General features: G+C 42.2%; 26 protein-coding genes. 16 read left to right on the top strand and 10 right to left on the bottom strand.

Annotated elements, in window-relative coordinates; all coding sequences use genetic code 11:
* The 6 genes from RMY32_RS16185 to RMY32_RS16160 form a co-directional block, all read right to left on the bottom strand.
* On the bottom strand, positions 1 to 451 hold a 451-nt coding region (locus tag RMY32_RS16185; RefSeq protein ID WP_322708884.1), incomplete at its 3' end, for an Rpn family recombination-promoting nuclease/putative transposase.
* A gap of 29 nt (positions 452 to 480) precedes the next feature.
* Complete coding sequence (locus tag RMY32_RS16180; RefSeq protein ID WP_322708883.1) at positions 481 to 867, bottom strand: type II toxin-antitoxin system VapC family toxin; 387 nt, start codon at positions 865 to 867, stop codon at positions 481 to 483.
* Positions 867 to 1,094 carry a type II toxin-antitoxin system prevent-host-death family antitoxin gene (locus RMY32_RS16175; RefSeq protein WP_322708882.1) on the bottom strand — a complete coding sequence of 76 codons (228 nt, stop codon included), beginning with the start codon at positions 1,092 to 1,094 and terminating at the stop codon, positions 867 to 869. The genes RMY32_RS16180 and RMY32_RS16175 overlap by 1 nt, the downstream gene beginning before the upstream one ends.
* A gap of 208 nt (positions 1,095 to 1,302) precedes the next feature.
* Positions 1,303 to 3,357 carry a serine/threonine-protein kinase gene (locus tag RMY32_RS16170; RefSeq protein WP_322708881.1) on the bottom strand — a complete coding sequence of 685 codons (2,055 nt, stop codon included), beginning with the start codon at positions 3,355 to 3,357 and terminating at the stop codon, positions 1,303 to 1,305.
* A gap of 87 nt (positions 3,358 to 3,444) precedes the next feature.
* On the bottom strand, positions 3,445 to 4,215 hold the full coding sequence (gene panB / locus RMY32_RS16165; protein WP_322708880.1) for a 3-methyl-2-oxobutanoate hydroxymethyltransferase: 771 nt from the start codon (positions 4,213 to 4,215) through the stop codon (positions 3,445 to 3,447).
* A 114-nt stretch (positions 4,216 to 4,329) separates the two neighbouring features.
* Positions 4,330 to 5,436, bottom strand: a complete 1,107-nt coding sequence (locus tag RMY32_RS16160) for a two-component regulator propeller domain-containing protein (protein ID WP_322708879.1) — start codon at positions 5,434 to 5,436, stop codon at positions 4,330 to 4,332.
* Positions 5,437 to 6,328: 892 nt separating this feature from the next.
* On the opposite strand from RMY32_RS16160, the gene RMY32_RS16155 reads away from it, so the two are divergent.
* The 5 genes from RMY32_RS16155 (at position 6,329) to RMY32_RS16135 (ending at position 10,323) form a co-directional block, all read left to right on the top strand.
* Complete coding sequence (locus RMY32_RS16155) at positions 6,329 to 7,759, top strand: form I ribulose bisphosphate carboxylase large subunit (protein WP_322708878.1); 1,431 nt, start codon at positions 6,329 to 6,331, stop codon at positions 7,757 to 7,759.
* Positions 7,760 to 7,891: 132 nt separating this feature from the next.
* Positions 7,892 to 8,299 (top strand): RuBisCO chaperone RbcX, encoded by a 408-nt coding sequence (gene rcbX, locus RMY32_RS16150; RefSeq protein ID WP_322708877.1) that lies wholly within the window; start codon positions 7,892 to 7,894, stop codon positions 8,297 to 8,299.
* Between the two features lie 45 nt (positions 8,300 to 8,344).
* Positions 8,345 to 8,674, top strand: coding sequence for a ribulose bisphosphate carboxylase small subunit (locus RMY32_RS16145; RefSeq protein WP_322708876.1), 330 nt, complete (start codon positions 8,345 to 8,347; stop codon positions 8,672 to 8,674).
* 398 nt (positions 8,675 to 9,072) lie between these two features.
* Positions 9,073 to 9,618, top strand: a complete 546-nt coding sequence (gene psbP, locus RMY32_RS16140) for a photosystem II reaction center PsbP (RefSeq protein ID WP_322708875.1) — start codon at positions 9,073 to 9,075, stop codon at positions 9,616 to 9,618.
* Between the two features lie 108 nt (positions 9,619 to 9,726).
* Positions 9,727 to 10,323 carry a nucleoside triphosphate pyrophosphatase gene (locus tag RMY32_RS16135; RefSeq protein ID WP_322708874.1) on the top strand — a complete coding sequence of 199 codons (597 nt, stop codon included), beginning with the start codon at positions 9,727 to 9,729 and terminating at the stop codon, positions 10,321 to 10,323.
* Positions 10,324 to 10,400: 77 nt separating this feature from the next.
* Here RMY32_RS16135 and RMY32_RS16130 read toward each other — a convergent pair whose 3' ends face one another.
* Entirely contained in the window at positions 10,401 to 10,631 is a 231-nt protein-coding gene (locus RMY32_RS16130) for a hypothetical protein (protein WP_322696502.1), read from the bottom strand.
* Between the two features lie 202 nt (positions 10,632 to 10,833).
* On the opposite strand from RMY32_RS16130, the gene RMY32_RS16125 reads away from it, so the two are divergent.
* The 4 genes from RMY32_RS16125 (at position 10,834) to RMY32_RS16110 (ending at position 15,923) form a co-directional block, all read left to right on the top strand.
* Positions 10,834 to 11,571, top strand: a complete 738-nt coding sequence (locus RMY32_RS16125) for a phycocyanobilin:ferredoxin oxidoreductase (RefSeq protein WP_322673510.1) — start codon at positions 10,834 to 10,836, stop codon at positions 11,569 to 11,571.
* An 828-nt stretch (positions 11,572 to 12,399) separates the two neighbouring features.
* On the top strand, positions 12,400 to 13,824 hold the full coding sequence (locus tag RMY32_RS16120; protein ID WP_322708872.1) for an HlyD family efflux transporter periplasmic adaptor subunit: 1,425 nt from the start codon (positions 12,400 to 12,402) through the stop codon (positions 13,822 to 13,824).
* A gap of 109 nt (positions 13,825 to 13,933) precedes the next feature.
* On the top strand, positions 13,934 to 15,088 hold the full coding sequence (devC, locus tag RMY32_RS16115; RefSeq protein ID WP_322708871.1) for an ABC transporter permease DevC: 1,155 nt from the start codon (positions 13,934 to 13,936) through the stop codon (positions 15,086 to 15,088).
* Positions 15,089 to 15,215: 127 nt separating this feature from the next.
* Entirely contained in the window at positions 15,216 to 15,923 is a 708-nt protein-coding gene (locus RMY32_RS16110; protein ID WP_322708886.1) for a DevA family ABC transporter ATP-binding protein, read from the top strand.
* Between the two features lie 58 nt (positions 15,924 to 15,981).
* Here the strand turns inward: RMY32_RS16110 and RMY32_RS16105 are convergent, their stop codons facing one another.
* Positions 15,982 to 16,113: a hypothetical protein gene (locus RMY32_RS16105; RefSeq protein ID WP_322708870.1), complete on the bottom strand. Its 132-nt coding sequence runs from the start codon at positions 16,111 to 16,113 to the stop codon at positions 15,982 to 15,984.
* A 3-nt stretch (positions 16,114 to 16,116) separates the two neighbouring features.
* On the bottom strand, positions 16,117 to 16,941 hold the full coding sequence (locus RMY32_RS16100) for a hypothetical protein (RefSeq protein WP_322696500.1): 825 nt from the start codon (positions 16,939 to 16,941) through the stop codon (positions 16,117 to 16,119).
* A gap of 104 nt (positions 16,942 to 17,045) precedes the next feature.
* Between RMY32_RS16100 and RMY32_RS16095 the strand changes: the two genes are divergently transcribed.
* The 7 genes from RMY32_RS16095 to recG all read left to right on the top strand — a co-directional run bounded on the left by RMY32_RS16095 (position 17,046) and on the right by recG (position 25,345).
* Positions 17,046 to 17,843: an HAD family hydrolase gene (locus RMY32_RS16095; RefSeq protein WP_322708869.1), complete on the top strand. Its 798-nt coding sequence runs from the start codon at positions 17,046 to 17,048 to the stop codon at positions 17,841 to 17,843.
* 158 nt (positions 17,844 to 18,001) lie between these two features.
* Entirely contained in the window at positions 18,002 to 18,742 is a 741-nt protein-coding gene (locus RMY32_RS16090; RefSeq protein ID WP_322708868.1) for a Uma2 family endonuclease, read from the top strand.
* 373 nt (positions 18,743 to 19,115) lie between these two features.
* Positions 19,116 to 19,280, top strand: coding sequence for a hypothetical protein (locus RMY32_RS16085; RefSeq protein WP_194042887.1), 165 nt, complete (start codon positions 19,116 to 19,118; stop codon positions 19,278 to 19,280).
* 219 nt (positions 19,281 to 19,499) lie between these two features.
* Positions 19,500 to 20,294, top strand: coding sequence for a 30S ribosomal protein S2 (gene rpsB / locus RMY32_RS16080; protein WP_322667495.1), 795 nt, complete (start codon positions 19,500 to 19,502; stop codon positions 20,292 to 20,294).
* 239 nt (positions 20,295 to 20,533) lie between these two features.
* A complete protein-coding gene (tsf, locus tag RMY32_RS16075) occupies positions 20,534 to 21,478 on the top strand; it encodes a translation elongation factor Ts (RefSeq protein WP_322708867.1) in 945 nt (314 codons plus the stop codon).
* Between the two features lie 410 nt (positions 21,479 to 21,888).
* Entirely contained in the window at positions 21,889 to 22,758 is an 870-nt protein-coding gene (locus tag RMY32_RS16070) for a hypothetical protein (RefSeq protein WP_322708866.1), read from the top strand.
* 91 nt (positions 22,759 to 22,849) lie between these two features.
* On the top strand, positions 22,850 to 25,345 hold the full coding sequence (gene recG / locus RMY32_RS16065; RefSeq protein WP_322708865.1) for an ATP-dependent DNA helicase RecG: 2,496 nt from the start codon (positions 22,850 to 22,852) through the stop codon (positions 25,343 to 25,345).
* A gap of 301 nt (positions 25,346 to 25,646) precedes the next feature.
* Here the strand turns inward: recG and RMY32_RS16060 are convergent, their stop codons facing one another.
* A complete protein-coding gene (locus RMY32_RS16060) occupies positions 25,647 to 25,934 on the bottom strand; it encodes a formylglycine-generating enzyme family protein (protein ID WP_322708864.1) in 288 nt (95 codons plus the stop codon).
* Positions 25,935 to 26,027: the final 93 nt, after the last annotated feature.

Below are 26,027 nucleotides of genomic sequence, written 5' to 3'. Positions count from 1 at the left end.
CTTCGTCTTCAATTACTAATTTTATCGTAGCAATGCCTATTGGTAAGGATGCAGTTGAGCCTAATTCATCTAAGTAAATTATACTGATACGCTGGCTGTGGAAGAATTCTATGAAATCTTCTTTCTCACCTATATCTATATTTCTGCTGGGATAAATCACCACTCCTCGCCAAGGATTTTTGCGTCTATTTTGGCGTAAGTATAAAGAAATTTCTGATACTAAGCGTAAGTAAATCTCTATGTCTGGTTGAAACTGAACCTCGACAAAATAAATCGGCACTTCTCGATCTTGGATGGGCAGAAATACACCATCAATTCTGAAGGCTGTTTGTTTGACTTCAACTGAAGAAAATTGGTAGAGATTCGCTGTCTCGCCTGAGTTGCCAATCAGTTCAAAGAAGATATGGGGAAATTCTTGAAACAGACGATAAAAGATGCTGTCAGTTTTCACACTTAGTATTTGCTCAATTAAAGTCAATATCACCAAAGTCTTGTAATTGAATAAGCATCAAATGCTGTATCTGCACTAACAATTGGAATATTCTCTACCATTGCTTGAGCAATTAAAATTCTATCAAAGGGGTCACGATGTTGTAAGGGTAGGGTAGTAATTACATCAATATGATTAAGATTAATATTGAGTAAATTAAAATCATTTAATGCTATTTCTTGCTCGATAAAAGTCTTAATTGGCAAACAAAAATTTAGCTTATCAATGCTTTGTTTTATTGACATTTCCCACACGCTAACAATGCTGATGAGCTTTTCGTTATTTTGGTCTTCGATTAATAGTCTCATCTTCTCACTAAAACTTTGATGTCCTTGGAAAAACCAAATCAAAGTATGAGTATCTAACAATACCTGCATTACATATAATCCTGGAATTCTTCTAATGGCTCATCAAAGTCATCTGAGATTGTAATCAAATTTTTAGCGCTACCAAATAAAGGAGAACGTTTTTTTTCTGGGATCACTGGAGTCAGTTTCACCACTGGCTGTTCATCTTTGGTAATAATAATTTCCTCGCCATTGATTGCGGCTGCGATCAATTCGTGTAAGTGTTGTGATGCTGCGTCAATCGTAATGTGTTGCATAATTATCACTATTTAATTAAATATTTTACAGCAGATTTCACAAGTCCATGCTTGAAGGAAACGGTTCAATACGATTGAGAGCGTGTTTAACTTCGCCAACAAATGCGTCTCCTATATCGAGGCTAATATGAGCCAACCATGTTGATTTTAGTTTAGGTTACTTCTTCTATGTCCAGCTAAATACTCAAAACAGCGATCGCAGCACTCACTACTTTAGCCGCCAAATTTTGATGGTCTTGTCCCAACTAGCACTGACAAGGGTTTTGCCATCTGGGCTAAAGACGACGGAAATAACCTCGTAATAATGCCCTGTGAGAGTGCGAATTTGCTCTCCGGTTTCCAGATTCCACAATTTGATGGTGTTGTCACGACTACCACTGGCAAGGGTTTTGCCATCTGGGCTGATGGCGACGGAATAAACCGTGTGAGAATGTCCAGAGAGAGTGCGGATTTGCTCTCCAATTTCTAAATCCCACAGTTTGATAGTTTTGTCTTCACTACCACTGACAAGGGTTTTGCCATCTGGGCTGAAAGCGACGGACCAAATCGTGTCAGAATGCGCTTTGAGAGTGCGAATTTGTTCTCCTGTTGCGAGATTCCACAGTTTGATGGTTCCGTCGTACTGACTACCACTAGCAAGGGTTTTGCCATCTGGGCTGATGGCGACGGAAAAAACCAAGTTAGAATGCCGACTGAAGGTGCGGATTTGCTCTCCGGTTGCCAAATTCCACAGTTTGATGCTTTTGTCACCACTACCACTGGCAAGGGTTTTGCCATCTGGGCTGATGGCGACGGAAATAACAAAGTTAGAATACCCAGTGAGAGTGCGAATTTGCTCTCCGGTTGCCAAATTCCACAGTTTGATAGTTTTGTCTTCACTACCACTGACAAGGGTTTTGCCATCTGGGCTGATGGCGACAGACCAAATCTTGTCAGAATGCCCTGTGAGAGTGCGGATTTGCTCTCCGGTTGCCAAATTCCAAAGTTTGATGGTTTTGTCATAACTACCACTGGCAAGGGTATTGCCATCTCGGCTGAAGGCGACGGAATCAACCGGATTAGAATGCCCTGTGAGGGTTCTTTCTAGGAAAAAACTACTGGGAAAGCTTTCAACTAAAAATATCGGATTAGTTGGAAACAAGCCATAGCGAACAGAACCATATATTTGAGTTCCAACTATTGTAATAGCAGCACCTACCAGGAATCTTGTTCTCCAATTAGTATTTTGTCTAGATGGCTTTTGTATCGCTACTTTTGGTTTTACTGGTGCTGGCGATGTTCTAGTTTGAGGCTGATGAGGCAATGTAGCAGGGAATGATGATAGTGGTTGAATTACAACTACTGCCTGAGTTGAGTGTACTGGTGAAAGTGATGGTAACGGTGAACTAAAATCTTGTAAAACTTCCTCAGCAGATTGGTAACGTTGCTGATAATCTTTTTGCAGTAACTTATCAATAATCTTCTCCAATTCGCTGCTTTGTGGTTGGTGCAAATGCTCCCGCCAAGAAGAAACCCACCCATAACCTTGTTGTTCCCACATTATCCAAGGGTGAATTCCACTCAGTAAGTGAAAGCAAGTTGCACCAACACTATATAAATCACTTGCTGGATAAGCTTTCCCATCCTGTATTTGTTCTAATGGCGCATAACCTGGGGAACCAATTCTTGTTACTGGGTTAGTGATAACTGTCATGGTGAGTTGCTTGGAAATCCCAAAATCTATCAACACTAACTTGCCGTCAGTGCTGCGACGAATGATATTTTCTGGTTTGATATCGCGGTGAATAACTTTGTGCTGATGAACCTTTTTCAGGATATTTAATAAATCAAGCAAAACTTCCCAGATTTTTTCTTCGTTGAAAGTTCCCTGTTGTTTTAATTCAGCTAATAAATTCTGCCCGTTGATAAACTGCTGCACTAAATACAGATTATTTTCTTCTTCAAAGTACGCCAACAGCGTCGGAATTTGCGGATGTTCTCCTAGTTGTTGCAGTCGCCTTGCTTCTTGCTCAAATAGTTCTGTGGCTTTGTTTATTGCCGCAGTTCCCTGTACTCGCGGCGCAAATTGCTTGATAACACAATATTCATTCAGCTTGTCTAAATCTTTTGCTAAATAGGTTTTAGCAAATCCCCCACTTCCTAGTAATTGAATTGGGCGATAGCGGTTTCTCAACACCACCAATCCTGTGCCGCAATTAGAGCAAAACATTGTGCGATCTGGATTGGGCGGATTGTGGCAAGCTGGATTTAGGCAGCAGATCATAACTGTGCATCTATAAGCAAATGTAATTATTATCCCTTAGCTACAAGTTATTCCTTGGAGAAATTGCAAAATATTAGATAAATTCAGTTATGGAAACTTCCTTTCTCTCACTTCCACAGCATAATCTTGCACAGCTTTGGTAATCGTCTCGCGCAAATTCGTGTAAACTTTGGCGAATGGTGGATGCTTCTCCGCCAGTCCGAGGATATCTGAGGTAACTAAAACTTGTCCATCGCAGTGAATTCCCGCACCGATACCAATTGTGGGAATACTTAATTTTTGTGAAATCTGCATTGCTAAATCTGCGGGGATATGCTCTAACACGAGAGAAAATACACCCGCTTGTTCGAGAGCGATCGCTTCAAGTAAAATCCTCTCACTGGCTTCTTGGGTTTTACCTTGTTGTCGCAAACCCAGTTGATGTATTGATTGCGGTGTCAAACCCACATGACCCATAACCGGAATTCCAGCTTCTACTAAACGAGCCACAGTTTCGGCCATTGCTGGATAGCCACCTTCTAACTTTACCGCTTGAGCGCCCGTTTCCTTTAGTACTCGCCCAGCTGAGTGCATCGCTTGTTGCAGACTTTCTTGATACGTCAAAAAAGGTAAATCTACAACTACTAATGCCCGTTTAACCCCACGACGCACAGCTTTAGCGTGATATATAATCTCATCCAAAGTTATCGGCAGTGTTGTTTCATACCCAAGAACTACTGCCATAGAATCACCCACAAGGATTAAGTCTACACCAGCTGCGTCCAGGAGTTGAGCGATCGCATAATCCCAGGCAGTCAACGCCACAATTGAACGTCCCTGTTGTTTCCATTGAATTAATTGCTGGGTAGTGATTGCCATTGCCAATTTTAGATTTTAGATTTTAGATTTTAGATTTTGGATTTTTTGTCCTTTGTCTTCTTGTTCTGTCCTTAGCAAATGACTAATGACAAAGGACAAAGGACAAATGACTAATCATTTAACGGCGCGACTGAAAGCAATATGGGGTTTTGCACTGTCCGTTTTGGGCATTAACCACGCTAGACCTTCACTAGTACCAATCCATAATTTATTGCCGATGTCAGGTGCAAGGGTAAGAACCCGACTAGAAGGAAGTCCAGCAACTTCTGAGTCTAATACGGCTCCTGTATTTGGATTTAATCGTAACAAACCATTATTAGTCCCGACCCAGACGCTACCATCTTTCGCAAAACGTACTGCTGTCACGTCACGCCCACGCAGACGAGTTACAGACCGCAACACTGCACCAGTCTTTGGGTTAATAACTAGCAAATTATTCGGCATTCCCGCCCAAATTAACCCTTCTGGACTAATAGCTAAAGCTTGTACAGTCGTTCCTGGTAAATCGGCTATTCGCTTCATAATCGCAGCACTAGCAGTATTTACCCGTACCAATCCATCCAGAGTACCAACCCACAATTGACCTTCAGCATCTAAAGTCAGGGCGTTAGCACTGACACCAGGCAGATTTTTTAATGTTGTCATAATCAAGCCTTGGTCGGGACTAATGAGAGCTAAACCGCTATCGGTTCCAGTCCACAAATAACCCCGTTTGTCAAGTAACAGTGACAACACGCGTTTAGAAGGCAAAAATAAATTTTGTGCGGTGATTTCGTTAGTGCGGGGGTCAACTCGAACTAGTCCCTCATAACTTCCTACCCACAAACGTCCTACTTTGTCTTGGGCTAAAGCCCCAATGGCAACATTCGGTAAGCTAACACGAGAAATAATCTTGCCGGTTTTAGGATCGATCCGCGATAGTCCCCGCCAAGAACCTACCCAAAGATTACCTGTAACATCTCCCAATAAATTACCAACACGATAATCAGTTTTTGGCGAATTTTCTTCAACTCCCCGCTCATCGGGCAAAGATTCTACTCGCGGTGGCGGTGCGGAAGCTGGGTAAGCGGGGGTTACATCAGATGAATTAATGTCAGGGGTTTTTTGTGCCCATCCCATATTTGGCAAAGCTATCAACCCCAGCAAGATAGAAGTAATTAATAAACTAGTACGCTTGTAAAACAATACCACGGTGACATTTCCTTTGGAGACAGTACCCATAGCATTTACCTCAACTGGCTTTGGGTTAATTTCAGTGTTCCCCTAGCTGGGATTTTTCAAACATTGGGGATTGGGGATTGGGGACTGGGGACTGGGGACTGGGGACTGGGGACTGGGGACTGGGGACTGGGGACTGGGGACTAGGGACTGGGAACTGGGGACTGGGGACTGGGAACTGGGGACTGGGGACTAGGAAATAAATATTTAGGAATACTTTCTCATTACCCAATACCCAGTCCCCGAATATCATTGATGACATTTTGTAAAGCATTTGTAACAAAAAGTTTAAAACTTTATGTAATAACAAAATTAAATAGATAAGTTAAAAACTTTCAAAGAATAACTTATCGAATTCTTGATATATTGTGAAACAAGTTACAAATTACGTGGTGTGCAATTCTTTTATCTTTTGCTCACCACTCTGCTAAATCTCTGTCAAGTAAATTCTTTTCTGGTGTCTTTTCTGTCAAAGGGGAAGATATAAGGAGTGTAAAGGCGGGAATGTGTGCCAGCCAGCCCAATCCCCTGAATACCCGAATTTATAGGGGAATAATCGAAATCAGTCCGCAAAGTGCGGAAGTTTTGGTGAAATTGAGAAGGTTTAGTTGGGTGCGAAGAAGAGGTAAAAAAGAATTTTGATTTTTAGCAAGAGGGAACAGTAGAAGCGCCAGGTCGTGTACCCCTAGAAGGGAAAAACACTGGTGAGGAGGGCTACCACCACTATCCATTGTGTCCGCCGCAAAAAAACTGCTAACCTTTGCCAAAGGCAACTCCTAATAAAAAATTTTTCCGATCTTCCCCTCGCTCAAGGGGGGCAAGAGCGGGGTGAGGGTAAGTTGCACAAAACGTGATTTGATAATTAACAAGAGTGATTTCAGGGAAGGATAAAATTATGTCTTACGCTCAAACGAAGACTCAGAGCAAATCTGGGTATCAAGCCGGGGTTAAAGATTACAGACTAACTTATTACACACCGGATTACACACCAAAAGATACCGATCTTCTAGCTGCGTTCCGTATGACACCTCAGCCTGGTGTTCCTCCCGAAGAAGCAGGTGCGGCTGTTGCGGCTGAATCCTCCACAGGTACTTGGACAACTGTGTGGACAGATTTGCTCACCGACCTCGATCGCTACAAAGGTCGTTGCTATGACATCGAACCAGTTCGGGGCGAAGACAACCAGTACATTTGTTACGTTGCCTATCCTTTGGACTTATTTGAAGAAGGCTCTGTAACCAACGTATTGACCTCAATTGTCGGTAACGTATTTGGTTTCAAAGCTCTACGGGCACTGCGTCTAGAAGACATCCGTTTCCCAGTAGCTTACATCAAGACCTTCCAAGGGCCTCCTCACGGTATCCAAGTTGAGCGCGATAAGTTAAACAAATACGGTCGTCCTTTGTTGGGTTGTACCATTAAGCCCAAATTGGGTCTTTCCGCTAAGAACTACGGACGCGCTGTATACGAGTGCTTACGCGGTGGTTTGGACTTCACCAAAGACGACGAAAACATCAACTCCGCACCATTCCAAAGATGGCGCGATCGCTTCTTGTTCGTTGCTGAAGCTATCAATAAATCCCAAGCAGAAACCGGTGAAATTAAAGGTCACTACCTAAACGTCACCGCTCCTACCTGTGAGGAAATGCTGAAGCGGGCTGAGTACGCGAAAGAACTCAAAATGCCCATCGTCATGCATGACTACCTCACCGCAGGTTTCACCGCCAACACCACATTGGCTCGTTGGTGCCGCGATAATGGTCTATTGCTGCACATTCACCGTGCTATGCACGCTGTAATTGACCGTCAAAAGAACCACGGTATTCACTTCCGTGTATTGGCTAAAGCTCTACGTTTGTCTGGTGGCGACCACATCCACACTGGTACAGTAGTTGGTAAATTGGAAGGTGAGCGCGGCATCACAATGGGCTTCGTTGACCTGTTGCGTGAAAACTACATTGAGCAAGACAAGTCTCGCGGTATTTACTTTACCCAAGACTGGGCTTCTCTACCTGGTGTAATGGCAGTTGCTTCTGGTGGTATCCACGTATGGCACATGCCCGCGCTAGTAGAAATCTTCGGTGATGACTCCGTACTACAGTTCGGTGGTGGTACTCTGGGACACCCTTGGGGTAACGCTCCTGGTGCAACTGCTAACCGCGTTGCCTTAGAAGCCGTTGTTCAAGCTCGTAACGAAGGCCGCAACTTGGCTCGTGAAGGTAACGATATCATCCGTGAAGCTGCCAAGTGGTCTCCTGAACTGGCTGCTGCTTGCGAACTGTGGAAAGAAATCAAGTTCGAGTTTGAAGCAATGGATACCGTCTGATCTGGGTTAACAGTTAAGAGTTAAGAGTTAGAAGTAGAGACGCGATTCATCGCGTCTGTACAAGAGTTAGGATTTGCATTAATTCATAACTCATAACTCATAACTCATAACTCTTCAGGGCTGGGGTCAAGCATGAATCTTAAGCAAATTGCGAAGGACACAGCCAAAACTCTCCAAAGCTATCTGACTTATCAGGCTCTAAGGACAGTATTGGCACAGCTAGGTGAAACTAATCCGCCATTAGAACTTTGGTTGCATAACTTTTCGTCTGGCAAAATTCAAAATGGTGAGTCATTCATTGAGCAACTGTTGCGAGAAAAACCAGATTTAGCTTTGCGAATCATGACTGTCAGAGAACACATCGCCGAAGAAATTGCAGAATTTTTACCGGAAATGGTTCGCACTGGCATTCAGCAAGCCAATATGGAGCAGCGTCGCCAGCATTTAGAACGCATCACACAAATAGACACATCTAACCCCAGTCTGCAATCAGAACAGCAAACACCTTCAGATCGGGATTTGGATAACTTATCCAATTAGTTCGGTCAATCTACTAGTAAAAATCGCAACCCATTATCAAAAGCTATGCAAACTTTACCAAAAGAGCGTCGTTACGAAACCCTTTCTTATCTTCCCCCTCTGTCTGACGCTCAAATTTCCAAGCAGATTCAGTACATTTTGAATCAAGGTTACATTCCTGCGATCGAGTTTAACGAAACTTCTGAGCCAACAGAATTATATTGGACAATGTGGAAGTTGCCTTTGTTCGGTGCTAAATCTACTCAAGAAGTATTGAGCGAAGTTCAAGGATGCCGTTCTCAATTTAACAACAGCTATATTCGTGTTGTGGGTTTTGATAACATCAAGCAGTGCCAAGTTCTCAGCTTCCTTGTTCACAAACCCAACAGATACTAAGTCTAGTTAGTTGGAATTATTATGGGATAGTTGAAGTAACTTGTCTATCCCTGTATAGGAGAGGTAGAATTATCTGCCTCTCCTTTTTTTTCAAACAGAATTCAGGAGTCAGGCGATCCGCGAAGCGCAGTCAAGGTGAGCCAGGATTCAGTTGGGAATTCCTGACGGATAGCGTAGCGTAAAGCCTTCTCCTGTCGGAGATGCTTCTCTACCAGAAGCGTCTTGATGACTACTGAATTTTGACTTTTGAATTCTTCTTCAAAATTAGACGTTAGGGAACATAAGCATTTATACTTCACCATCTAATACATTATCCGAAGCGTCCCGGTTGGTGGGAGAATAAAGACGAGAAATGATGCAAGCCTTGTGTTATCTCCAGCCCAAAGGAATCTGTAGAAATGTGGAAACGAATTGTATTAATTTTGCTATTGGTGTTGAGCTTCAGTCTGAGTAATTCGGATGTTGCGGCTGCGGCTGGACTCAAAAGCTTTGTAGACAGTGGTGATGGCTATCAGTTTTTATATCCTAACGGCTGGCTGCCAGTTAAAGTTGCCGATGGGCCTGATGTGGTTTTCCACGATTTGATTGAGGTGTCTGAAAATGTTTCGGTTGTGATTAGCCCAGTTCCTGAAGGCAAAACTTTGTCAGAATTGGGAACCCCAACAGAAGTAGGATACAAATTAGGAAAAGCAGCTCTTGCGCCTCCTGATTCTGGTCGTTCGGCTGAATTAGTCAATGCTGCCCAGCGAGAAGTAGATGGTAAAACATACTACCTTTTAGAGTATGAGGTTAAACTCTCCAATCAACAGGAACGACACAACATCACCAGCGTTGCTGTTAGCCGTGGTAAACTTTTTACCTTCAACGCCTCAATTCCTGAAAAACGCTGGCAAAAAGTTAAACGAATGATTGATGAGGTTGTTAATTCTTTTTCTGTTTATTAATTAAGGAGTAGGAAATGGGGAATGGGGAATTGGGAATGGGGAATAAGAAAGAAACTTAATTACAATGCCCAATGCCCAATGCCCAATTAATAATTTTTCTAAAATCTCATGAAAATTCCACCTTTTGTACTTGCTTCAGCTTCTCCAGCCCGACGCCGCTTGCTGCAAACTGTTGGTATTGAACCAATAGTTCAGCCTAGTGACTTTGATGAGTCGCAAATTGAACTAAGTGAACCAGCAGAATTGGTCAAAACTCTTGCCCAGTATAAAGCGGAAACTGTAGCCCCACAGTTTCAATCAGCTTTGATTATGGGTTGTGATTCAGTTTTGTCCATCAATGGTGAAATTTACGGCAAACCAGCAGACTTCTCTGAAGCGATCGCTCGTTGGCAGATAATGCAAGGTAACTTTGGCGACTTGCACACAGGTCACGCCTTAATTGACAATCAGCAAAACCGTACTTTAGTCAAGTCACAAGTTACAAGAGTTTACTTTGCTCAAATGAGCGAGAAGGAAATTAAAGCTTATGTTGCCACAGGTGAACCGCTCAAGTGTGCTGGTGCTTTTGCCATTGAGGGTTTTGGTAGTTTCTTTGTAGAAAAAATTGAAGGCTGCCACAGCAATGTCATTGGACTCAGTTTACCCCTGCTGCGGCAGATGCTAAGTGAATTGGGATACGATGTCACTGATTTCTGGCAGCAATAGTCATTTGTCATTTGTCATTTGTCATTTGTCCAAAGTGAATAACCAATGCCCTGTGCCCAATGCCTAATGACCTATAACTAATAACTAAATTGCCTGATATTAAGTATTGCTTCGCCATGATCTGGAATCCAGGCTAGCCACTCATCTGCTGAAACCGGACACAATAAAAGTGCTTCGTCAAAACTAAATGGGTTGGGAAGTTGCAAAAGGTTTACCCAAGTAGAAGCTTTGAACCTCTGTAAACCTTCCAGATTATTGTGCTTTCTTGTATGTACAGCAAAATCCGGTTTATAAGAATCTAGTTTCATAGCTTTCTATTAGCCTTTACAAATGGGCTAATCTAAAATTATTTCTGTAACCTAGACTACAAAATAAATAATACTCGTGAAAAGTATCTGTCTTATAAATTAACGTTGGCTGAGTGTAAGTGTTTGCTTATATTGCAGACCACAACAGGTATGGCACGACAGGTTGTAGACTGGCCACTAGATCGCATTCCCAAACTAGAATATGTCATTTACTTCTATGCCCTCGCTGCGCGAGCAACAACATCCCCTAATTCGTCAGCTAGCTGATTGTATTGAGGCAGCTTGGCATCAGCACCTAGATTTATCCCCTTACCATTTGCCTAATGAGTTGGGGTATGTGGAAGGTAGATTAGAAGGCGAAAAACTGACGATTGAAAACCGTTGCTATCAAACGCCCCAGTTTCGGAAAATGCACTTGGAACTGGCAAAAATCGGCAATATGCTGGATATTTTGCACTGCGTCATGTTTCCTCGTCCAGAATACAACCTGCCGATGTTTGGTTGTGATTTAGTTGGAGGTAGAGGTCAAATTAGTGCAGCGATCGCAGACCTTTCTCCTATTCAAGCAGAACGCACCTTACCAGAATCTTATACTTCGGCACTGACACAGCTAACAGTGCTTAACTTTTCCCAACCCCGTGAATTACCAGAATGGGGAAATATTTTTTCAGATTTCTGCATCTTTGTCCGCCCCAGTTCCCCTGAAGAAGAAACAATGTTTCTCTCGCGGGTGCGAGAATTTTTAGACATTCATTGCATCCAAGCGATCGCCTCACATCCTGTTTCAGTTGAACAAGTCACCCAAAATCTCGCCGGACAACACAACTACTGCACCAAACAGCAGCAAAACGATAAAACCCGCCGCGTACTAGAAAAAGCCTTTGGCCCAGCTTGGGCAGAAAATTATATGACCACAGTTTTATTCGACCTCCCAACTTAATCATTTCCTCCATCACCCTCATCTCCCCCATCTGTAGGTTCTGCTACGTTTTCAGCTAACAGATAAATGTAGAATTCATTCAACGAGAGTTTTATGGAGTTCCAAAACAGCAACAGGGAAAATAGCAAGGTCTTTGAAGCGAATATCACAAAATGGTTTGTTGTCTTGGTAGGTGCAAACAACTAGAGACAGCTAACTCATTGACCAGAAAGTTAAGGAAACTCTGATGTTAGGAATGTTCAAGTTGACAGATATTTTTTAGTTAGTTAATCGTTGATTCATTTAAGGAAGACTAACTTTTGTAGCAAGATTGTGTCTAACAAAGGCAACAGTCTATTTTTGATGTTTCTTTTCAATTTTGAAACTAACTCTAGCTGTAGTAAATGTAGCAGTAAAGTACCGCATCATACCAATTGAGAATTTTTTATAGAGATACGATATATCGCGTCTCTATATCTAGATTCATACTGCTTGTGAATTATGCTAACTCCCATTGCACTGATGTCTCAATATAGCGGTTATCAGTTGAGTGCAATACGGACCTAACCCCCAGCCCCTTCCCTTATAGGGAAGGGGAGTAAGATTCCAAACCTCTCTCCTTTTAGGAGAGAGGTTTGGAGAGAGGTCAAAGTGTATTGCATACATAATCAGCGGCTATAGAAAACACCATTTTGTTAAGCCATAGTGTTGAACGTTCATCACACAATGGATTTTTAAGCCATATCCAGCTTGAAACCACTGTTGTTTGTTTTAACAGCTGGCTGTTGATTAAAAACCTTTTTATTTATTACTTTCATCAGCACAATTCAGGTAAATGGGCAACATACTATGTCAAGGGTGACTGAAAAGCCGAAACCAAGTGAACAAACACTAAATCATGAACAACCTAAGATTTGGTGGGGTATCGCTGTAGCCGTGCCAGTAGTAATCGCCGCTGGCATACTAGGTACGGCTAAAATCGAGCAGTTAAGAAAACTAACTACATCCGCACCCGTAATGCCATCTACCAATAGCATTAGTGCTGTAGGGCGTTTGGAACCGCGAGGCGAAGTTGTTAAATTGTCCGCCCCATCATCAGGATTAGCACCATCATCACGAATTCAGCAACTTCTGGTGAAAGAGGGCGAACAGGTAAAGCAAGGTCAAATTGTGGCAATTTTGGACAACCGCGATACCCAAATAGCCGGACTACAAGAGGCAAAAGCGAAAGTCCAAGAAGCGCGTGCGAATTTAGCGCAAGTCAAGGCTGGTTCTCCAAGAGATATTCAAGCCCAAAGAGCAGTTATTGCTCGCCTACAAGCGCAGTTAATTGGCGAAAGGAATGCAGCGCAAGCAACGATCGCAAGGGTTGCAGCTCAGTTAAGCGGTGATAAACTTGTCCAACAAGCAACCGTGAATCGCCTAGAAGCTGAACTTAGTGGGCAAAGAGATGCTCTTAGAGCAACGGTTGCACGTATTCAAGCCGAACAGCGCAATGCTCAAGTCGATGCCGGACGCTATGATTATTTATACAAAGAAGGTGCTATTTCTCAGCAAGAGCGGGACAGAAGACGCTTGAGTGCAATAACTGCTAATCAGCAGGTTGCTGAAAGCCAAGCTACCCTAAGACAGACATTAGCAACTTTGCGGCAGCAACTTGCTGAGGCTAGAGCTACCCAAATACAAAATTTAGCAACTTTGCAACAGCAGTTAATCGAAGCCAAAGTTAACCGCGATAAAACTGTCGCAACTTTGCAAAGACAAATCGATGAAGAAAAGGCCAAACTAAGCAGAATTTTAGATGTTAGTCCTACCGATGTGCAAGTAGCGCAAGCCCAAGTTAGTAATGCGATCGCAAATGTCAGAAAAGCCGAAGCAGAACTGAGATTGAGCTACGTTCAAGCACCAATCGCTGGAGAAATTTTAAAGGTTTACGCCAAATCAGGCGAAGCGATCGGCGCAAATGGCATTGCTGAACTTGGCCAAACCAAGCAAATGTTTGTAATTGCTGAAGTCGCCGAAGACAGCATTGGTAAAGTCCGTCTTGGTCAAAATGCTACTATCACCAGTGATAACGGCGCATTTAGCGGCGAATTAAAGGGAACTGTCACTGAAATTGGCAGAAAAATTGGTAAAAAAGATGTGCTGAATACAGATCCAGCCGCAGATGTAGATGCCAGAGTTGTAGAAGTGAAAATTGCTCTATCTCCAGAAGATAGCCAAAAAGTTTCTGGTTTAACCTACGCCAAAGTTCTTGTGGATATTAATAACTAATTAAGTTATAGATGAGCAGCAATACCAATGTACAACTTGATATTTTGGATTGAGAATGTTCTTAATTACGAATTACGAATTATCTTAACTGTGCTTGGATGCCTATAAAATGAATCAAAAAATACCTCTGTCATGGCTACAACTGACAAGGGAAAAAACTCGTCTAGCTGTGGCGTTAGCAGGAATTGCTTTTGCCGATATTTTAATGTTTATGCAGCTTGGTTTTCGAGATGCTCTGTATTATAGTAACGTTCGATTTCATAACAGCTTACAAGGCGATATTGTTTTAATTAATAGTCAATCTAACGCTATATTGGCAATGAGAAGCTTTTCGCAACGGCGATTATATAAAGCTTTAGAATTACCCGCAGTTCAATCAGTATATCCGATATATTTGGATTTTACAATCTGGAAAAATCCTGTAACCGGGCGTCCTCGGAGTATTCTAATCTTTGGAATGAACCCAGAAACTAACCTAGTTAACTTACCTGGAGTTCAGGAAAATTTAGATAAACTTAAACTACCTGATGTAGTTCTATTTGACCGTTCTTCTAGGGTAGAGTATGGGCCGATCGCTGCTAATTATGACCAAGGAAAGACTGTAATGGCAGAAGTACGAAGGCGGCGAATTAAAGTAGGAGGACTCTTTACATTAGGTGCATCATTTGGTGCAGATGGTAATTTAATTACCAGCGATCTCAACTTTTTCCGAATATTCAACAATCGTCAAAAAGGATTAATTGATATTGGGCTAATTAGATTAAAACCGGGAGCTGGTGCTAATGTTGTTGCCCAACAATTACGAAAGTATTTACCTAATGAAGTGAATGTTTTAACTAAACAAGAATTTATTGATTTTGAGCGGAGTTACTGGGCGAATAGTACAGCTATTGGCTTTATTTTCACATTAGGGACTGTCATGGGTTTCATTGTGGGGACTGTGATTGTTTATCAAATTCTTTACACAGAAGTTGCAGATCACTTAGCTGAGTACGCTACTCTCAAGGCAATAGGTTACACACAAAACTATTTATTGACAGTAATTCTTCAAGAAGCTTTATTATTAGCAGTTCTCGGCTATTTTCCTGGAATAGTTTTTGCCTTATTTATGTATAGCAGTGCCAGAAATGCAACACTTTTACCAGTTTTTATGAGTTTTGAACGAGCTGTAATGGTATTGATTTTGACTATGCTGATGTGCATTATTTCTGGTGCGATCGCAGTTAGAAAATTACGCTCTGCCGATCCAGCAGATATCTTTTAATTAATATCATATTAGTCAAAAGATATTAATAATAAATTTGACTTATGCTCATATTTAGCAAATTTAATTCTTGACAGTCACTACAGTTAAAATTTGGAAATGATAATTTGTAACTAACAAAAATATGATGGAAAAAGAACCTGTAATTGCCATTAAAAACCTCAATCATTTCTATGGCAAAGGCGCACTGAGGAAACAGATATTATTTAATATTAACCTAGACGTTTATCCAGGTGAGATTGTGATTATGACCGGGCCATCAGGTTCAGGTAAAACAACATTACTGAGCTTAATTGGTGGTTTGCGGTCTGTACAAGAGGGAAGTTTAAAATTTTTAGGTGAAGAACTTATTGGCGTCAGTCAAAACAAATTAGTGCAGATGCGACGCAACATTGGTTATATTTTCCAAGCTCACAATTTGCTAGGGTTCTTGACAGCCAAGCAAAATGTGCAAATGGCAGTGGAATTGAACGATAATATTTCTCAAGCAGAAGCAATGGCTAAATCAAAAGCTATGCTGGGGTCTGTAGGTCTAGAAGAACGAGTTGATTACTACCCAGATAATCTTTCTGGTGGACAAAAACAAAGAATTGCGATCGCCCGCGCCTTAGTGAACCGTCCTCCCTTGGTGCTAGCAGACGAACCAACAGCAGCATTAGATAAACAATCAGGACGCGATGTCGTGGAAATAATGCAGAGTCTAGCTAAAAATCAGGGAACTACTATCTTATTGGTGACACACGACAACCGCATTTTAGATATAGCCGATCGCATCGTCGAAATGGAAGATGGTCTTTTAACCCGTAATTCCCCCAATACAGTTATTCAGTCATGATTTTAGTCATTTGTCTTTTGTCCTTTGTCATTTTTATTATTTAGCTAGTAACTCTTGACTAATGACCATTGACCAATACTTCTCTACAAGAGGCTGCGTCAACGATAAAGCTTAGTACAAGTGCCCGATAATGACCAATGACCAATGACCAATGACCAATGACTAATGACCAATGACTAATGACAGCCATAATTTATTGTCTAGCCGAGCCTGATTTTTTAACTCCGGGTGACTTTGGTGGAGTTGGAGTATTTGGTTGGCGACTAGTACGAAAAGTTACATTCACGCCTTCATTCGATTGTTCTAGCACTAGTAAAGGCGTAGGTTTAGCCTTTTGATCCCAATGCATGGTAGCAATCCGACCTTGAATTATTGGTTGCCAACTATCTTCGTCTTCTATCGGGCTTAGGTAAGTTTCTATACAATCAATAATTTGACTAATAGTCGCAGAAGTTGCTTGCGTCGGTAACTTCATTAACTTGATTTGAATCCGAAACAGTACGCGTTTAGCAGAATTCCCTGGACTACCAGTCTCATACTCGACATCAAAAATTTCATCTACTTGCCGTCCAGCACTATTAGCAATTCCAACCGATCCTTGTTGGGCTTGACTTGGACGCAGGGCTTGAGAAATTTTTTCTTTGATTTGAATCTTTATTTGGTTAAGAATTGCAAAGTGAAACACTTCCTCTGACATCCGCATCCGCAGATAATCGAGGTTAAAGTCCCGTGAGTTCACCAAATCGGGATTAGTTTCCATTTTACGAATTGTTTCCAGCGCCAGCTTAAACTTTTTCTCTAATTCTCGCGCGCGGAATTGCTCAAACTTAAGTTTTTTCTCCAGCTTATCCTTCTGGAGTTTAATATACACAATCAAAGCAATCACCACTAAAGCCAGTCCTCCAGAAGTTACCAACAATAATGGTGGTATTTGAGGATTACTTGCTGGCACTTCCTGGGATGCCTTTTTAGTAGCCTTTTTCCCAGAGGATTGGGCAAGAAACATTGAAGTGGACATGGTGGGAAACTGAAAAACTTGACTCCTGATGTTTAGGATGCCCAAATCTTCAAGGTCATCTTACTGTATGATTAATATTTTTTACAGCCTGTTACAAACCTTATATGTCCAGACATTTGAGCCTCTCTCCCCTATCTGAGGTTTCATCTACAAGCTTTAGCAATATTCGTCTGATAGCCACAGATATGGATGGCACCTTGACTAAACGAGGAAAATTTACTCCCACACTGTTACAAGCTTTAGAGGACTTAGCCGCAGCTGACATTAAAGTGCTAATTGTCACCGGACGTTCTGCTGGGTGGGTAAGTGGATTGAGTAGTTTGATGCCAGTCGCAGGTGCGATGGCAGAAAATGGTGGTTTGTTCTTTCCACCTGGAAATCAAAAACCAGTAGTCTTAACACCCATTCCTGATTTAGTTCAACATCGCCAGCACTTAGCTACGACTTTTGAGAACTTACAAACTAAATTTCCCCAAATCCAAGAATCTGCTGATAATCGCTTTCGCCTCACCGACTGGACTTTTGATGTAGCTGGTTTGCGTGAAGACGAACTACAAACCCTAGATAATCTCTGTCAACAAATGGGTTGGGGATTTACCTATAGCAACGTGCAGTGTCACATTAAACCCCAAGGACAAGATAAAGCTGTGGGATTGTTGCAGGTATTGCGCGAATATTTGCCCCAGTACTCATCAGAACAAATTGTCACTGTTGGCGATAGTCCTAATGATGAAAGTTTATTCGATCGGCGTTATTTTCCTGTTTCTGTAGGCGTGGCAAACGTGTTGGAATATGCAGATAAATTGCAACATCAGCCCGCTTATATGACCGCAGCTGCCGAAGGCGATGGATTTTGTGAGTTATCCAGTTACATTTTGCAAAGCTTCCAAATCCCAAATTAAGGGAAATTAGAATTTGCTCTAAAATAATCTTGTAGCACTGATTTTACAACCATGACCAAAACATAAAAAAATACAAAGCAAGTTAACTTATTTATAGAAATTCTTAATTTTGAATTTTGAATTTTGAATTTTGAATTTTGAATTTGGAGCGAAGCAACGTGACGGCTACTCTACCTGTTAATGTCGAATCAGAAATATTCTACCCCAGTGCTGATGGTCAACCAGTGGCAGAAACCTACGACCACCTTTATGCTTTACTAACTACCTTAGAAGTCCTGAAACAGTATCTGGCAAATCGTCAAGCAACAGTGTTGGGAAATCAATTTCTTTACTATGCACAAGGCTTTCCCAAGTTGCGGGTAGCCCCAGATGTAATGGTGATTTTTGATGTTGCACCTGGCGGTCGGGACAACTATAAAACCTGGGAAGAAGGTCAAGTACCGACAGTTATTTTTGAAATGACATCCTTTGGTACTAAAGGACAAGACGAAATCTTCAAAAAGACCCTTTATGAACAGCTAGGTGTCAAGGAATACTGGCTATTTGACCCTAAAGGAGAGTGGGTGGAACAACAGTTACGTGGCTATCGCCTGCGGGGAGAAATCTACGAACCTATACAAGATGGACGCAGTGAACCGTTACAACTGCGCTTAGTAGTTGAGGGAAGGCTAATTGGGTTTTATCAAGAGGATACAGGGGAAAAATTGCTGATCCCTGGTGAACTGGTAGAGGCTTTACGACAGGAAGTTTTAGCAAGACAGCAGGCAGAAGAACTAGTAGAACAAGAACGCCAACGAGCTGAACAAGAACGCCAACGAGCTGAACAGGCAGAATTGCAGATAGAACAGTTAAAGGCAAGGTTGCGCTCGCTCAATGTAGACCCCGATACTATTGAGTAACATGCACCAGAAGTTGCTATAGCTACGCCCGTCGTAGACGTACTAGGTGTTATAAACAAGTAGACAATTTGTTACCTGTGTGTTTGCCACATTTATTACTTGAGACAGAATACAATAGATGAATCTCTAGCGCCTTTCAATCTAGTAAGTCTCAACAATACTGATTTTATAGAAAAGACTGTTTTGTACAGTCATTCACAAGTAAAACTGAATCAAAGGATAAATAAACCGCCAGCCTTTTAAGCACCCTGAGACGCTAAGAGACTAATAGATACTTGAAGCAGAGGTTGGTGTTTTATTTCTAACTTCCACTAAAAAGTACAAGACCAATGTCAAGTCAAGAATTTACCTTTAAATATTGAGGTATAAAATTATGCAAGAAATTGAAAGATTCTTTGGCAACTTGTTCAGTGGCATAATCAACCGCTTTAAGTATTCTGCGATGGACGCTGCCGATCGCAAAATGAGAGAAACTATCGACGATCAGATCGAACAACGGCGACAAAAACCTAAACCCGAAGATCGAGAAGACCGCTAGTACACCTTTAAAACAGCAAGATTTTCATTTATAGTGCTGCCCAATTGTTGAGTAGGCAGCGCTATATTTCTTGGATTCACTCGGTCAAGCAACTACAACTCTTGAGAATATGTTAACCTAGTATGGTTAACTAATCTCGCACATCTAAGAATTCGGGTGTTTCCCGATTGGGAAATACACTTGGATGGAGGTTTAACCCGAATCGGAGTTGAAAAATACATGCCAGTAGTTTCATTGGCTCAGATGATGGAGTCAGGGGTTCACTTTGGGCATCAGACCCGGCGTTGGAACCCAAAAATGTCTCCTTACATTTATACTTCCCGCAATGGCGTGCATATTATCGACTTGGTGCAAACTGCCCAGTTGATGGATAATGCTTACAACTACATGCGATCGCACGCAGAACAAGGGAAGAAATTTCTTTTCGTTGGTACCAAGCGTCAAGCAGCTGGAATTATTGCCCAAGAAGCTAGCCGTTGTGGTTCCCACTACATTAACCAACGCTGGTTGGGCGGAATGTTGACCAACTGGGCAACCATCAAAACACGGGTTGACCGTCTAAAAGATTTAGAACGCCGTGAAGAAACTGGCGCACTAGATTTATTACCGAAAAAAGAAGCATCAATGCTACGTCGGGAAATGACGAAGCTTCAGAAATACTTGGGCGGCATTAAAACAATGCGAAAAGTGCCCGATATCGTGGTAATCGTAGACCAACGCCGGGAATATAACGCAGTTCAAGAATGCCAAAAGCTGAATATTCCCATTGTGTCCATGTTGGATACAAACTGTGACCCCGATGTAGTAGATATCCCCATCCCAGCAAACGACGATGCTATCAGGTCAATTAAACTGATAGTCGGAAAATTGGCAGATGCCATTTATGAAGGTCGTCATGGTCAGCTGGATGTAGAGGATGATTACGAAGATTACGACGGTAGTGAGTATGACGATGACTACGAAGAAAGCGAATATACTGATGCCGTACTTCCCGACGAGGAAACAGAAGAATAGTGCTGAGTAGAAGAGTGCTAAGTCCTGAGTAAGATAGAAAGACTCAGCAAATTGAATAGTGCTGAGTCTTGATTTTTGAAGTTGTAAGTTGTGATTTGTCAATGAAGAATAAAATTGATAACTGAACACTCAAAACTCAGCACGGGCTAAACGCCGAGCTAACGCTAACAAAACTCAGTACTCAGTACTAAATTAGGTGAGTGATTACAACTCGAGGTCAAGTTAGGAATTGAGGCAACATGGCGGAAATATCTGCAAAACTCGTCCAAGAGCTACGCCAAAAAACTGGTGCTGGCATGATGGACTGCAAAAAAGCGCTGATAGAGACTAATGGCAATATAGAAGAAGCCATAGACTGGCTACGGAAAAAGGGCATCTCTAAGGCGGGGGGAAAAAGCGATCGCATTGCGGCAGAAGGTTTAGTAGACACTTACATTCAGCCCGAAGGTCGAGTAGGTGTACTCATAGAAGTCAACTGCCAAACCGACTTTGTTGCTCGTAACGAGGCTTTTAAAGCTTTAGTTAAGAATCTAGCAAAGCAAGCAGCGACAGCTGATAGTGTTGAGTCTTTGCTGGCTCAACCCTATATTGATAATGAAAGTGCGACTGTAGAAGAATTTATCAAGCAAACCATTGCTACCCTTGGTGAAAACATCCAAGTGCGCCGCTTTGTTAATTTTGCAATAGCAGAAGGCACACAAGGTGTAGTAGACAGCTACATTCATACTGGCGGTCGAGTTGGTGTATTAGTAGAACTGGGTTCCCAAACTGAATCAGTGGCTGCTAATTCAGAGTTCCAAACCTTGGCACGGAACACTGCAATGCAAGTTGCAGCTTGTCCCAATGTCGAGTATGTGAGCGTAGACCAAATCCCCGCCGAAATTGCCCAAAAGGAAAAAGACATTGAAATGGGCAAGGATGATTTGGCGAACAAGCCTGAAAACATCAAAGAAAAGATTGTTCAGGGACGGATTGAAAAACGCCTGAAAGAATTGACTTTGCTCGATCAGCCTTACATTCGCGATCAGAGTATTTCCGTAGAAGACTTGATAAAACAAGTCAAGACTCAATTAGGTGAAGAGATTCAAGTGACTCGCTTTGTCCGTTATATACTAGGCGAAGGCATTGAAAAGCAAGAAATCAGCTTTGCTGATGAAGTCGCTGCACAAATGGGCACTAAGTAATATTAGTCGTTGGTCATTAGTCATTAGTCTTTACCAAGGACAAAGGACAAATGACTAATGACTCTTTAAAAAACAGGTCAGGTTATTTGCTTGACCTGTCTTTTATTTAGTAAAAGACTAGGACTTACGCACTGTACAAAAAAACTATCTTGTGTATTAACGTAAATACGTTGTTTCAGGCTTTTGGCGGTCGCTTTTGATTGCTGGCGATCGCCAAAATATGAGTGAAAAACCTAGCTAGAAGCCTTGAAAACTATACCTCTTATTTTGGCTTTTCTGTCAATGCGTAAGTTTTAAAGACGTGAAATATCGCATTTAATTTAAAATCTAAAATTCTCTGGAAAGTTATCCTAAAATAAATTTGTACATTTGTACTATGTAATGGTTCAGATGGGCAAGAGCGAAAAAATATGGCAAGAGCAATCGAGCGAATTGAGCAGGATATTGCAGCACTCCAAGAAGCGATCCGGGCGATCGCAATCGAACTACAAAGCGCTTATGCTAGTTATCTAAATACCTTGGGAATAGCTGTACGCAAACAGTTGATTCTCGCGAGTTACCACCTCTGTACCCAAGGATATCCCGAAAACTTTTTGCATTTGTCATTGAATCAGCGCCAACAATTGCAACAAGCCATCCGCAAGTTGGGTGAACTCGCAGCTGAACAATTGCTCATTTATCTTACAAGTGAAGAATCAGGGGAAGATGAGGTAGATGAAGGAGATGAAGGAGATGAAGGAGATGAAATGCATGAGATGGATGAGGAAGTAACACCCTCTTTATCTTCACTATTTCTTGACACTTCTAATTCTCAGTATCTCACTGCCAACACCTCCGATCCTATAGAACTGGCAAAATGGCAACAGAAATTAGAAGAGGTTGCGCAAGATATACTGAAAAAACTTTCGCATGATGCTAATCTTTTGTTACAAAAAGCTGGAGTATTGCCGAAAAAATTACCAGAACCGATTTTAGCAGCAGCGGCGGCAGCATCAGAAGCATCTGCTGAGGTCATGCCAGGGCCACCCAATTTATTAAACTTAGTAATTGAAATTGAAAATGAGCAACAGTCAGAAGATTCTGGACTGACTCAAATTATGGCTATTAACCTGCGGCTAGGAGAAATTGAATTTGCTGATGTGACACTTTCCTCCGATCGCAAGCGAATCCGCAGTATTTTAGTTCAGCTAAACAAACTAGGACGAGAGTATAAAAAAAGGTATAAAGAAAAAGCGATCGCTGAAGCGGAAGCTGCATGGCGCGCTAGTTGGTTTGAATAAAGTTATGAGTTATGAATTATGAGTTATGAGTTATTTATTCTTAACTCCTAACTCCTCACTCCTAACTCCTCACTCCTAACTCTGCTGACCAATGACTAATGAAAAACCAGATTGGATACGATTGCATAAAGCCTTGGCAATAGAAGCTGAACGTGGCTTTACAGACTTGATGGGCAGAGAATACCGTTTCAGTGAATTTCTCAGCTTAACTTTGGGCAAATTCCCAACAGGCTTACCCCAAATTGAACGCCGCCGTTGGCAAGGACTAGCGGTGCAATTTGCTAGTTATCCACATCTAGCACTGGAAGAAAGGCAGCATTTAGTAGCAGAGACTCGTAGGTATCTTTCCCAACTACAGCAAGAGGAGCAGGGGGAACAGGGGAAGCAGGGGAGCAGGGGAGCAGGGGAGCAAGGGAAAACTTATCAATCCAAAGTTCAAAATCCAAAATCTCCAATTGTTACTGAGGTGAGTCGGAGACTTGCACCGAAAATTGAGCAAAAACTCAGTGATTTACCAGAAATAGGTTTTAAAAAAGCTGATAATTTGGCACGGCTTGGTTTACATACCGTCCGTGACTTGCTTTTCTACTATCCTCGTGACCATATTGATTATGCGCGTCAGGTGAATATCCGCGAGTTACAAGCGGGTGAGACGGTGACAATAGTGGCAACTGTAAAGCGTTGCAACTGCTTTACTAGCCCTAAAAATCAGAAATTATCTATTTTAGAATTGGTAGTAAAAGATAACAGCGGTCAAATCAAAATTGGCCGTTTTTACGCAGGTACGCGCTTTAGCAGTCGCGCTTGGCAAGAAAGTTTAAAACGCCGTTATCCAGTAGGTAGCATTCTGGCAGCCTGTGGATTGGTGAAAGAAAGTAAATACGGCTTGACATTGGATAATCCAGAATTAGAGGTTTTGGCAAGCCCAGGAGATACGATTGAGTCGCTAAATATTGGGCGGGTAGTACCAATTTATGGACTAACTGAAGGCGTGGTGGCGAATACAGTGCGACAAGCGGTAATTGCTGCTTTACCTGCTGCGGCTAACCTGAAAGACCCTTTGCCAAGTGGTTTGCGGCAGAAGTATGGTTTGATGGAATTAAAAGATGCGATCGCAAATATCCATTTTCCCAGCGATAGCGCCGTCCTACAAGTTGCCCGTCGTCGCCTAGTTTTTGACGAATTTTTCTACCTGCAACTTGGGTTACTGCAACGTCAACAGCAAGCAAGAGCGATTCAAACCAGCGCCATCCTTGTCCCACGCGGTCAACTTGTAGAGAAATTTCACGAAATACTGCCTTTTCAACTCACTGGCGCACAGCAACAAGTTCTCAACGACATTCTCAACGATTTACAAAAACCTGTGCCAATGAATCGTTTGGTGCAAGGTGATGTCGGTTCTGGTAAAACAGTCGTCGCCGTGCTGGCTATCCTTGCAGCAATTCAATCTGGCTACCAAGCGGCGCTGATGGCTCCCACAGAAGTTTTGGCAGAACAACATTATCGCAAGTTGGTTAGTTGGTTTAACCTCTTGCATTTACCAGTGGAATTACTTACAGGTTCGACTAAAGCTGCGAAACGAAGACAAATACATTCCCAGCTAGGAACTGGTGAATTACCTCTGTTAGTAGGAACTCATGCCTTGATTCAAGACCCTGTAAACTTTCAGCAATTAGGGTTAGTAGTCATAGATGAACAGCATCGTTTTGGAGTAGAACAACGGGCACGTTTACAGCAAAAAGGCAATCAACCTCATGTGTTAACTATGACTGCTACGCCGATTCCCCGAACCTTAGCACTAACGATACACGGGGATCTGGATGTGAGCCAAATTGATGAGCTACCACCAGGACGACAAAAGATTCAGACAACAGTATTGTCAGGTCAGCAACGCAACCATGCTTACGACCTGATCCGCCGAGAAATTGTCCAAGGTAGACAAGTTTATGTGGTTTTACCCTTGGTGGAAGAATCAGAAAAACTGGATTTGCGATCGGCTGTTGATGAGCATCAAAAGTTACAGGAAAGCATTTTTCCTGACTTTCAAGTAGGGTTGCTACACGGTCGCATGAGTTCAGCCGAAAAAGACGATGCGATAACCAAATTCCGTGATAACCAAACGCAAATTTTGGTTTCTACTACTGTTGTTGAGGTCGGTGTAGACGTACCTAATGCTACAGTGATGCTCATTGAAAATGCAGAGCGATTTGGACTATCGCAACTGCACCAACTGCGGGGGCGCGTTGGTCGGGGTGCGGCTCAATCTTATTGTCTGTTAATGAGCAGTTCTAGGAGTCCTGATGCTCAACAACGGTTGAAGGTGTTGGAACAATCTCAAGATGGTTTTTTCATTTCCGAAATGGATATGCGTTTTCGTGGGCCAGGGCAAGTACTGGGAACTCGTCAATCTGGAGTGCCAGATTTTACCTTAGCCAGTTTGGTTGACGATGAGGAAGTTTTACTTTTAGCGCGGCAAGCAGCGGAGAAAATAGTAGAAATGGATGTTACTTTAGAGCGTTGGTATTTAATGAAAGAAGAATTGAAGTATCGGTATGAGCGGTTGATGGGTGGGGCAATTTTGACTTAACATCTTAGACATCGCACCTCTGCCTCCTCCGTGCTGCCCCTTTGCGTTAAAATGAAACCCAACATCAGTGATGGGTAATGTTGGGTTGAGGAACAAAACCCAGCCTAAGAATTATTTTTTCCCAAAGTCGGGAATCTCGCAAAATTAATTGAGTCGAACAACTGTTTGGTTTTGCAACCTACCAAGCTATCCGACTCGGTTTTATATTAGGAGGTTGTCGCCTTCCTCGCTAGTTCAGGTCTGGACTCCCTGATGTACGCTCGATAAATTCCCACTTATCAACTCTGACTTTGGGGAGTACTCACGCCACAGCGACCGCCACCACCCGAAAACCAACAAATTTTTCACGAGACGCGCGCGCAAAACCAATGCGAATGGCAGAACGGCAAGCCTTGGCAATGCTGAACCAACTACCGCCACGCAGCAGCCTTCTGTTATTATCGCTACCAGTTAACCACGGTCTACCATCTCTTGGTGCGTTTATGTAATTACCATTATACACATCTTCACACCATTCCCATACATTACCATGCATATCGTATAAGTAGCTAGGTACAATTAAATATAAAACGCTCCAGTGTGTATTCACCAGCTTCGCTACGATTTTTCATTCCATCCATTACAGCGATCGCTAAATCGTATTCATTATCAAACATCTGTCCGGCAATTTCATGACTTTTAA

The organism is Nostoc sp. ChiSLP03a (genome assembly GCF_034531215.2).
GTDB lineage: Bacteria > Cyanobacteriota > Cyanobacteriia > Cyanobacteriales > Nostocaceae > Nostoc.
This window is presented reverse-complemented; position numbering and strand designations above follow the sequence as displayed.

What these genes read in the sequence shown, in the direction of transcription:
- RMY32_RS16180 (WP_322708883.1), bottom strand. Translation starts at nt 867, where the DNA reads ATGCAGGTATTGTTAGATACTCATACTTTGATTTGGTTTTTCCAAGGA.
- RMY32_RS16175 (WP_322708882.1), bottom strand. Translation starts at nt 1,094, where the DNA reads ATGCAACACATTACGATTGACGCAGCATCACAACACTTACACGAATTG.
- RMY32_RS16170 (WP_322708881.1), bottom strand. Translation starts at nt 3,357, where the DNA reads ATGATCTGCTGCCTAAATCCAGCTTGCCACAATCCGCCCAATCCAGAT.
- panB (WP_322708880.1), bottom strand. Translation starts at nt 4,215, where the DNA reads ATGGCAATCACTACCCAGCAATTAATTCAATGGAAACAACAGGGACGT.
- RMY32_RS16160 (WP_322708879.1), bottom strand. Translation starts at nt 5,436, where the DNA reads ATGGGTACTGTCTCCAAAGGAAATGTCACCGTGGTATTGTTTTACAAG.
- RMY32_RS16155 (WP_322708878.1), top strand. Translation starts at nt 6,329, where the DNA reads ATGTCTTACGCTCAAACGAAGACTCAGAGCAAATCTGGGTATCAAGCC.
- rcbX (WP_322708877.1), top strand. Translation starts at nt 7,892, where the DNA reads ATGAATCTTAAGCAAATTGCGAAGGACACAGCCAAAACTCTCCAAAGC.
- RMY32_RS16145 (WP_322708876.1), top strand. Translation starts at nt 8,345, where the DNA reads ATGCAAACTTTACCAAAAGAGCGTCGTTACGAAACCCTTTCTTATCTT.
- psbP (WP_322708875.1), top strand. Translation starts at nt 9,073, where the DNA reads ATGTGGAAACGAATTGTATTAATTTTGCTATTGGTGTTGAGCTTCAGT.
- RMY32_RS16135 (WP_322708874.1), top strand. Translation starts at nt 9,727, where the DNA reads ATGAAAATTCCACCTTTTGTACTTGCTTCAGCTTCTCCAGCCCGACGC.
- RMY32_RS16130 (WP_322696502.1), bottom strand. Translation starts at nt 10,631, where the DNA reads ATGAAACTAGATTCTTATAAACCGGATTTTGCTGTACATACAAGAAAG.
- RMY32_RS16125 (WP_322673510.1), top strand. Translation starts at nt 10,834, where the DNA reads ATGTCATTTACTTCTATGCCCTCGCTGCGCGAGCAACAACATCCCCTA.
- RMY32_RS16120 (WP_322708872.1), top strand. Translation starts at nt 12,400, where the DNA reads ATGTCAAGGGTGACTGAAAAGCCGAAACCAAGTGAACAAACACTAAAT.
- devC (WP_322708871.1), top strand. Translation starts at nt 13,934, where the DNA reads ATGAATCAAAAAATACCTCTGTCATGGCTACAACTGACAAGGGAAAAA.
- RMY32_RS16110 (WP_322708886.1), top strand. Translation starts at nt 15,216, where the DNA reads ATGGAAAAAGAACCTGTAATTGCCATTAAAAACCTCAATCATTTCTAT.
- RMY32_RS16105 (WP_322708870.1), bottom strand. Translation starts at nt 16,113, where the DNA reads ATGGCTGTCATTAGTCATTGGTCATTAGTCATTGGTCATTGGTCATTG.
- RMY32_RS16100 (WP_322696500.1), bottom strand. Translation starts at nt 16,941, where the DNA reads ATGTCCACTTCAATGTTTCTTGCCCAATCCTCTGGGAAAAAGGCTACT.
- RMY32_RS16095 (WP_322708869.1), top strand. Translation starts at nt 17,046, where the DNA reads ATGTCCAGACATTTGAGCCTCTCTCCCCTATCTGAGGTTTCATCTACA.
- RMY32_RS16085 (WP_194042887.1), top strand. Translation starts at nt 19,116, where the DNA reads ATGCAAGAAATTGAAAGATTCTTTGGCAACTTGTTCAGTGGCATAATC.
- rpsB (WP_322667495.1), top strand. Translation starts at nt 19,500, where the DNA reads ATGCCAGTAGTTTCATTGGCTCAGATGATGGAGTCAGGGGTTCACTTT.
- tsf (WP_322708867.1), top strand. Translation starts at nt 20,534, where the DNA reads ATGGCGGAAATATCTGCAAAACTCGTCCAAGAGCTACGCCAAAAAACT.
- RMY32_RS16070 (WP_322708866.1), top strand. Translation starts at nt 21,889, where the DNA reads ATGGCAAGAGCAATCGAGCGAATTGAGCAGGATATTGCAGCACTCCAA.
- recG (WP_322708865.1), top strand. Translation starts at nt 22,850, where the DNA reads ATGACTAATGAAAAACCAGATTGGATACGATTGCATAAAGCCTTGGCA.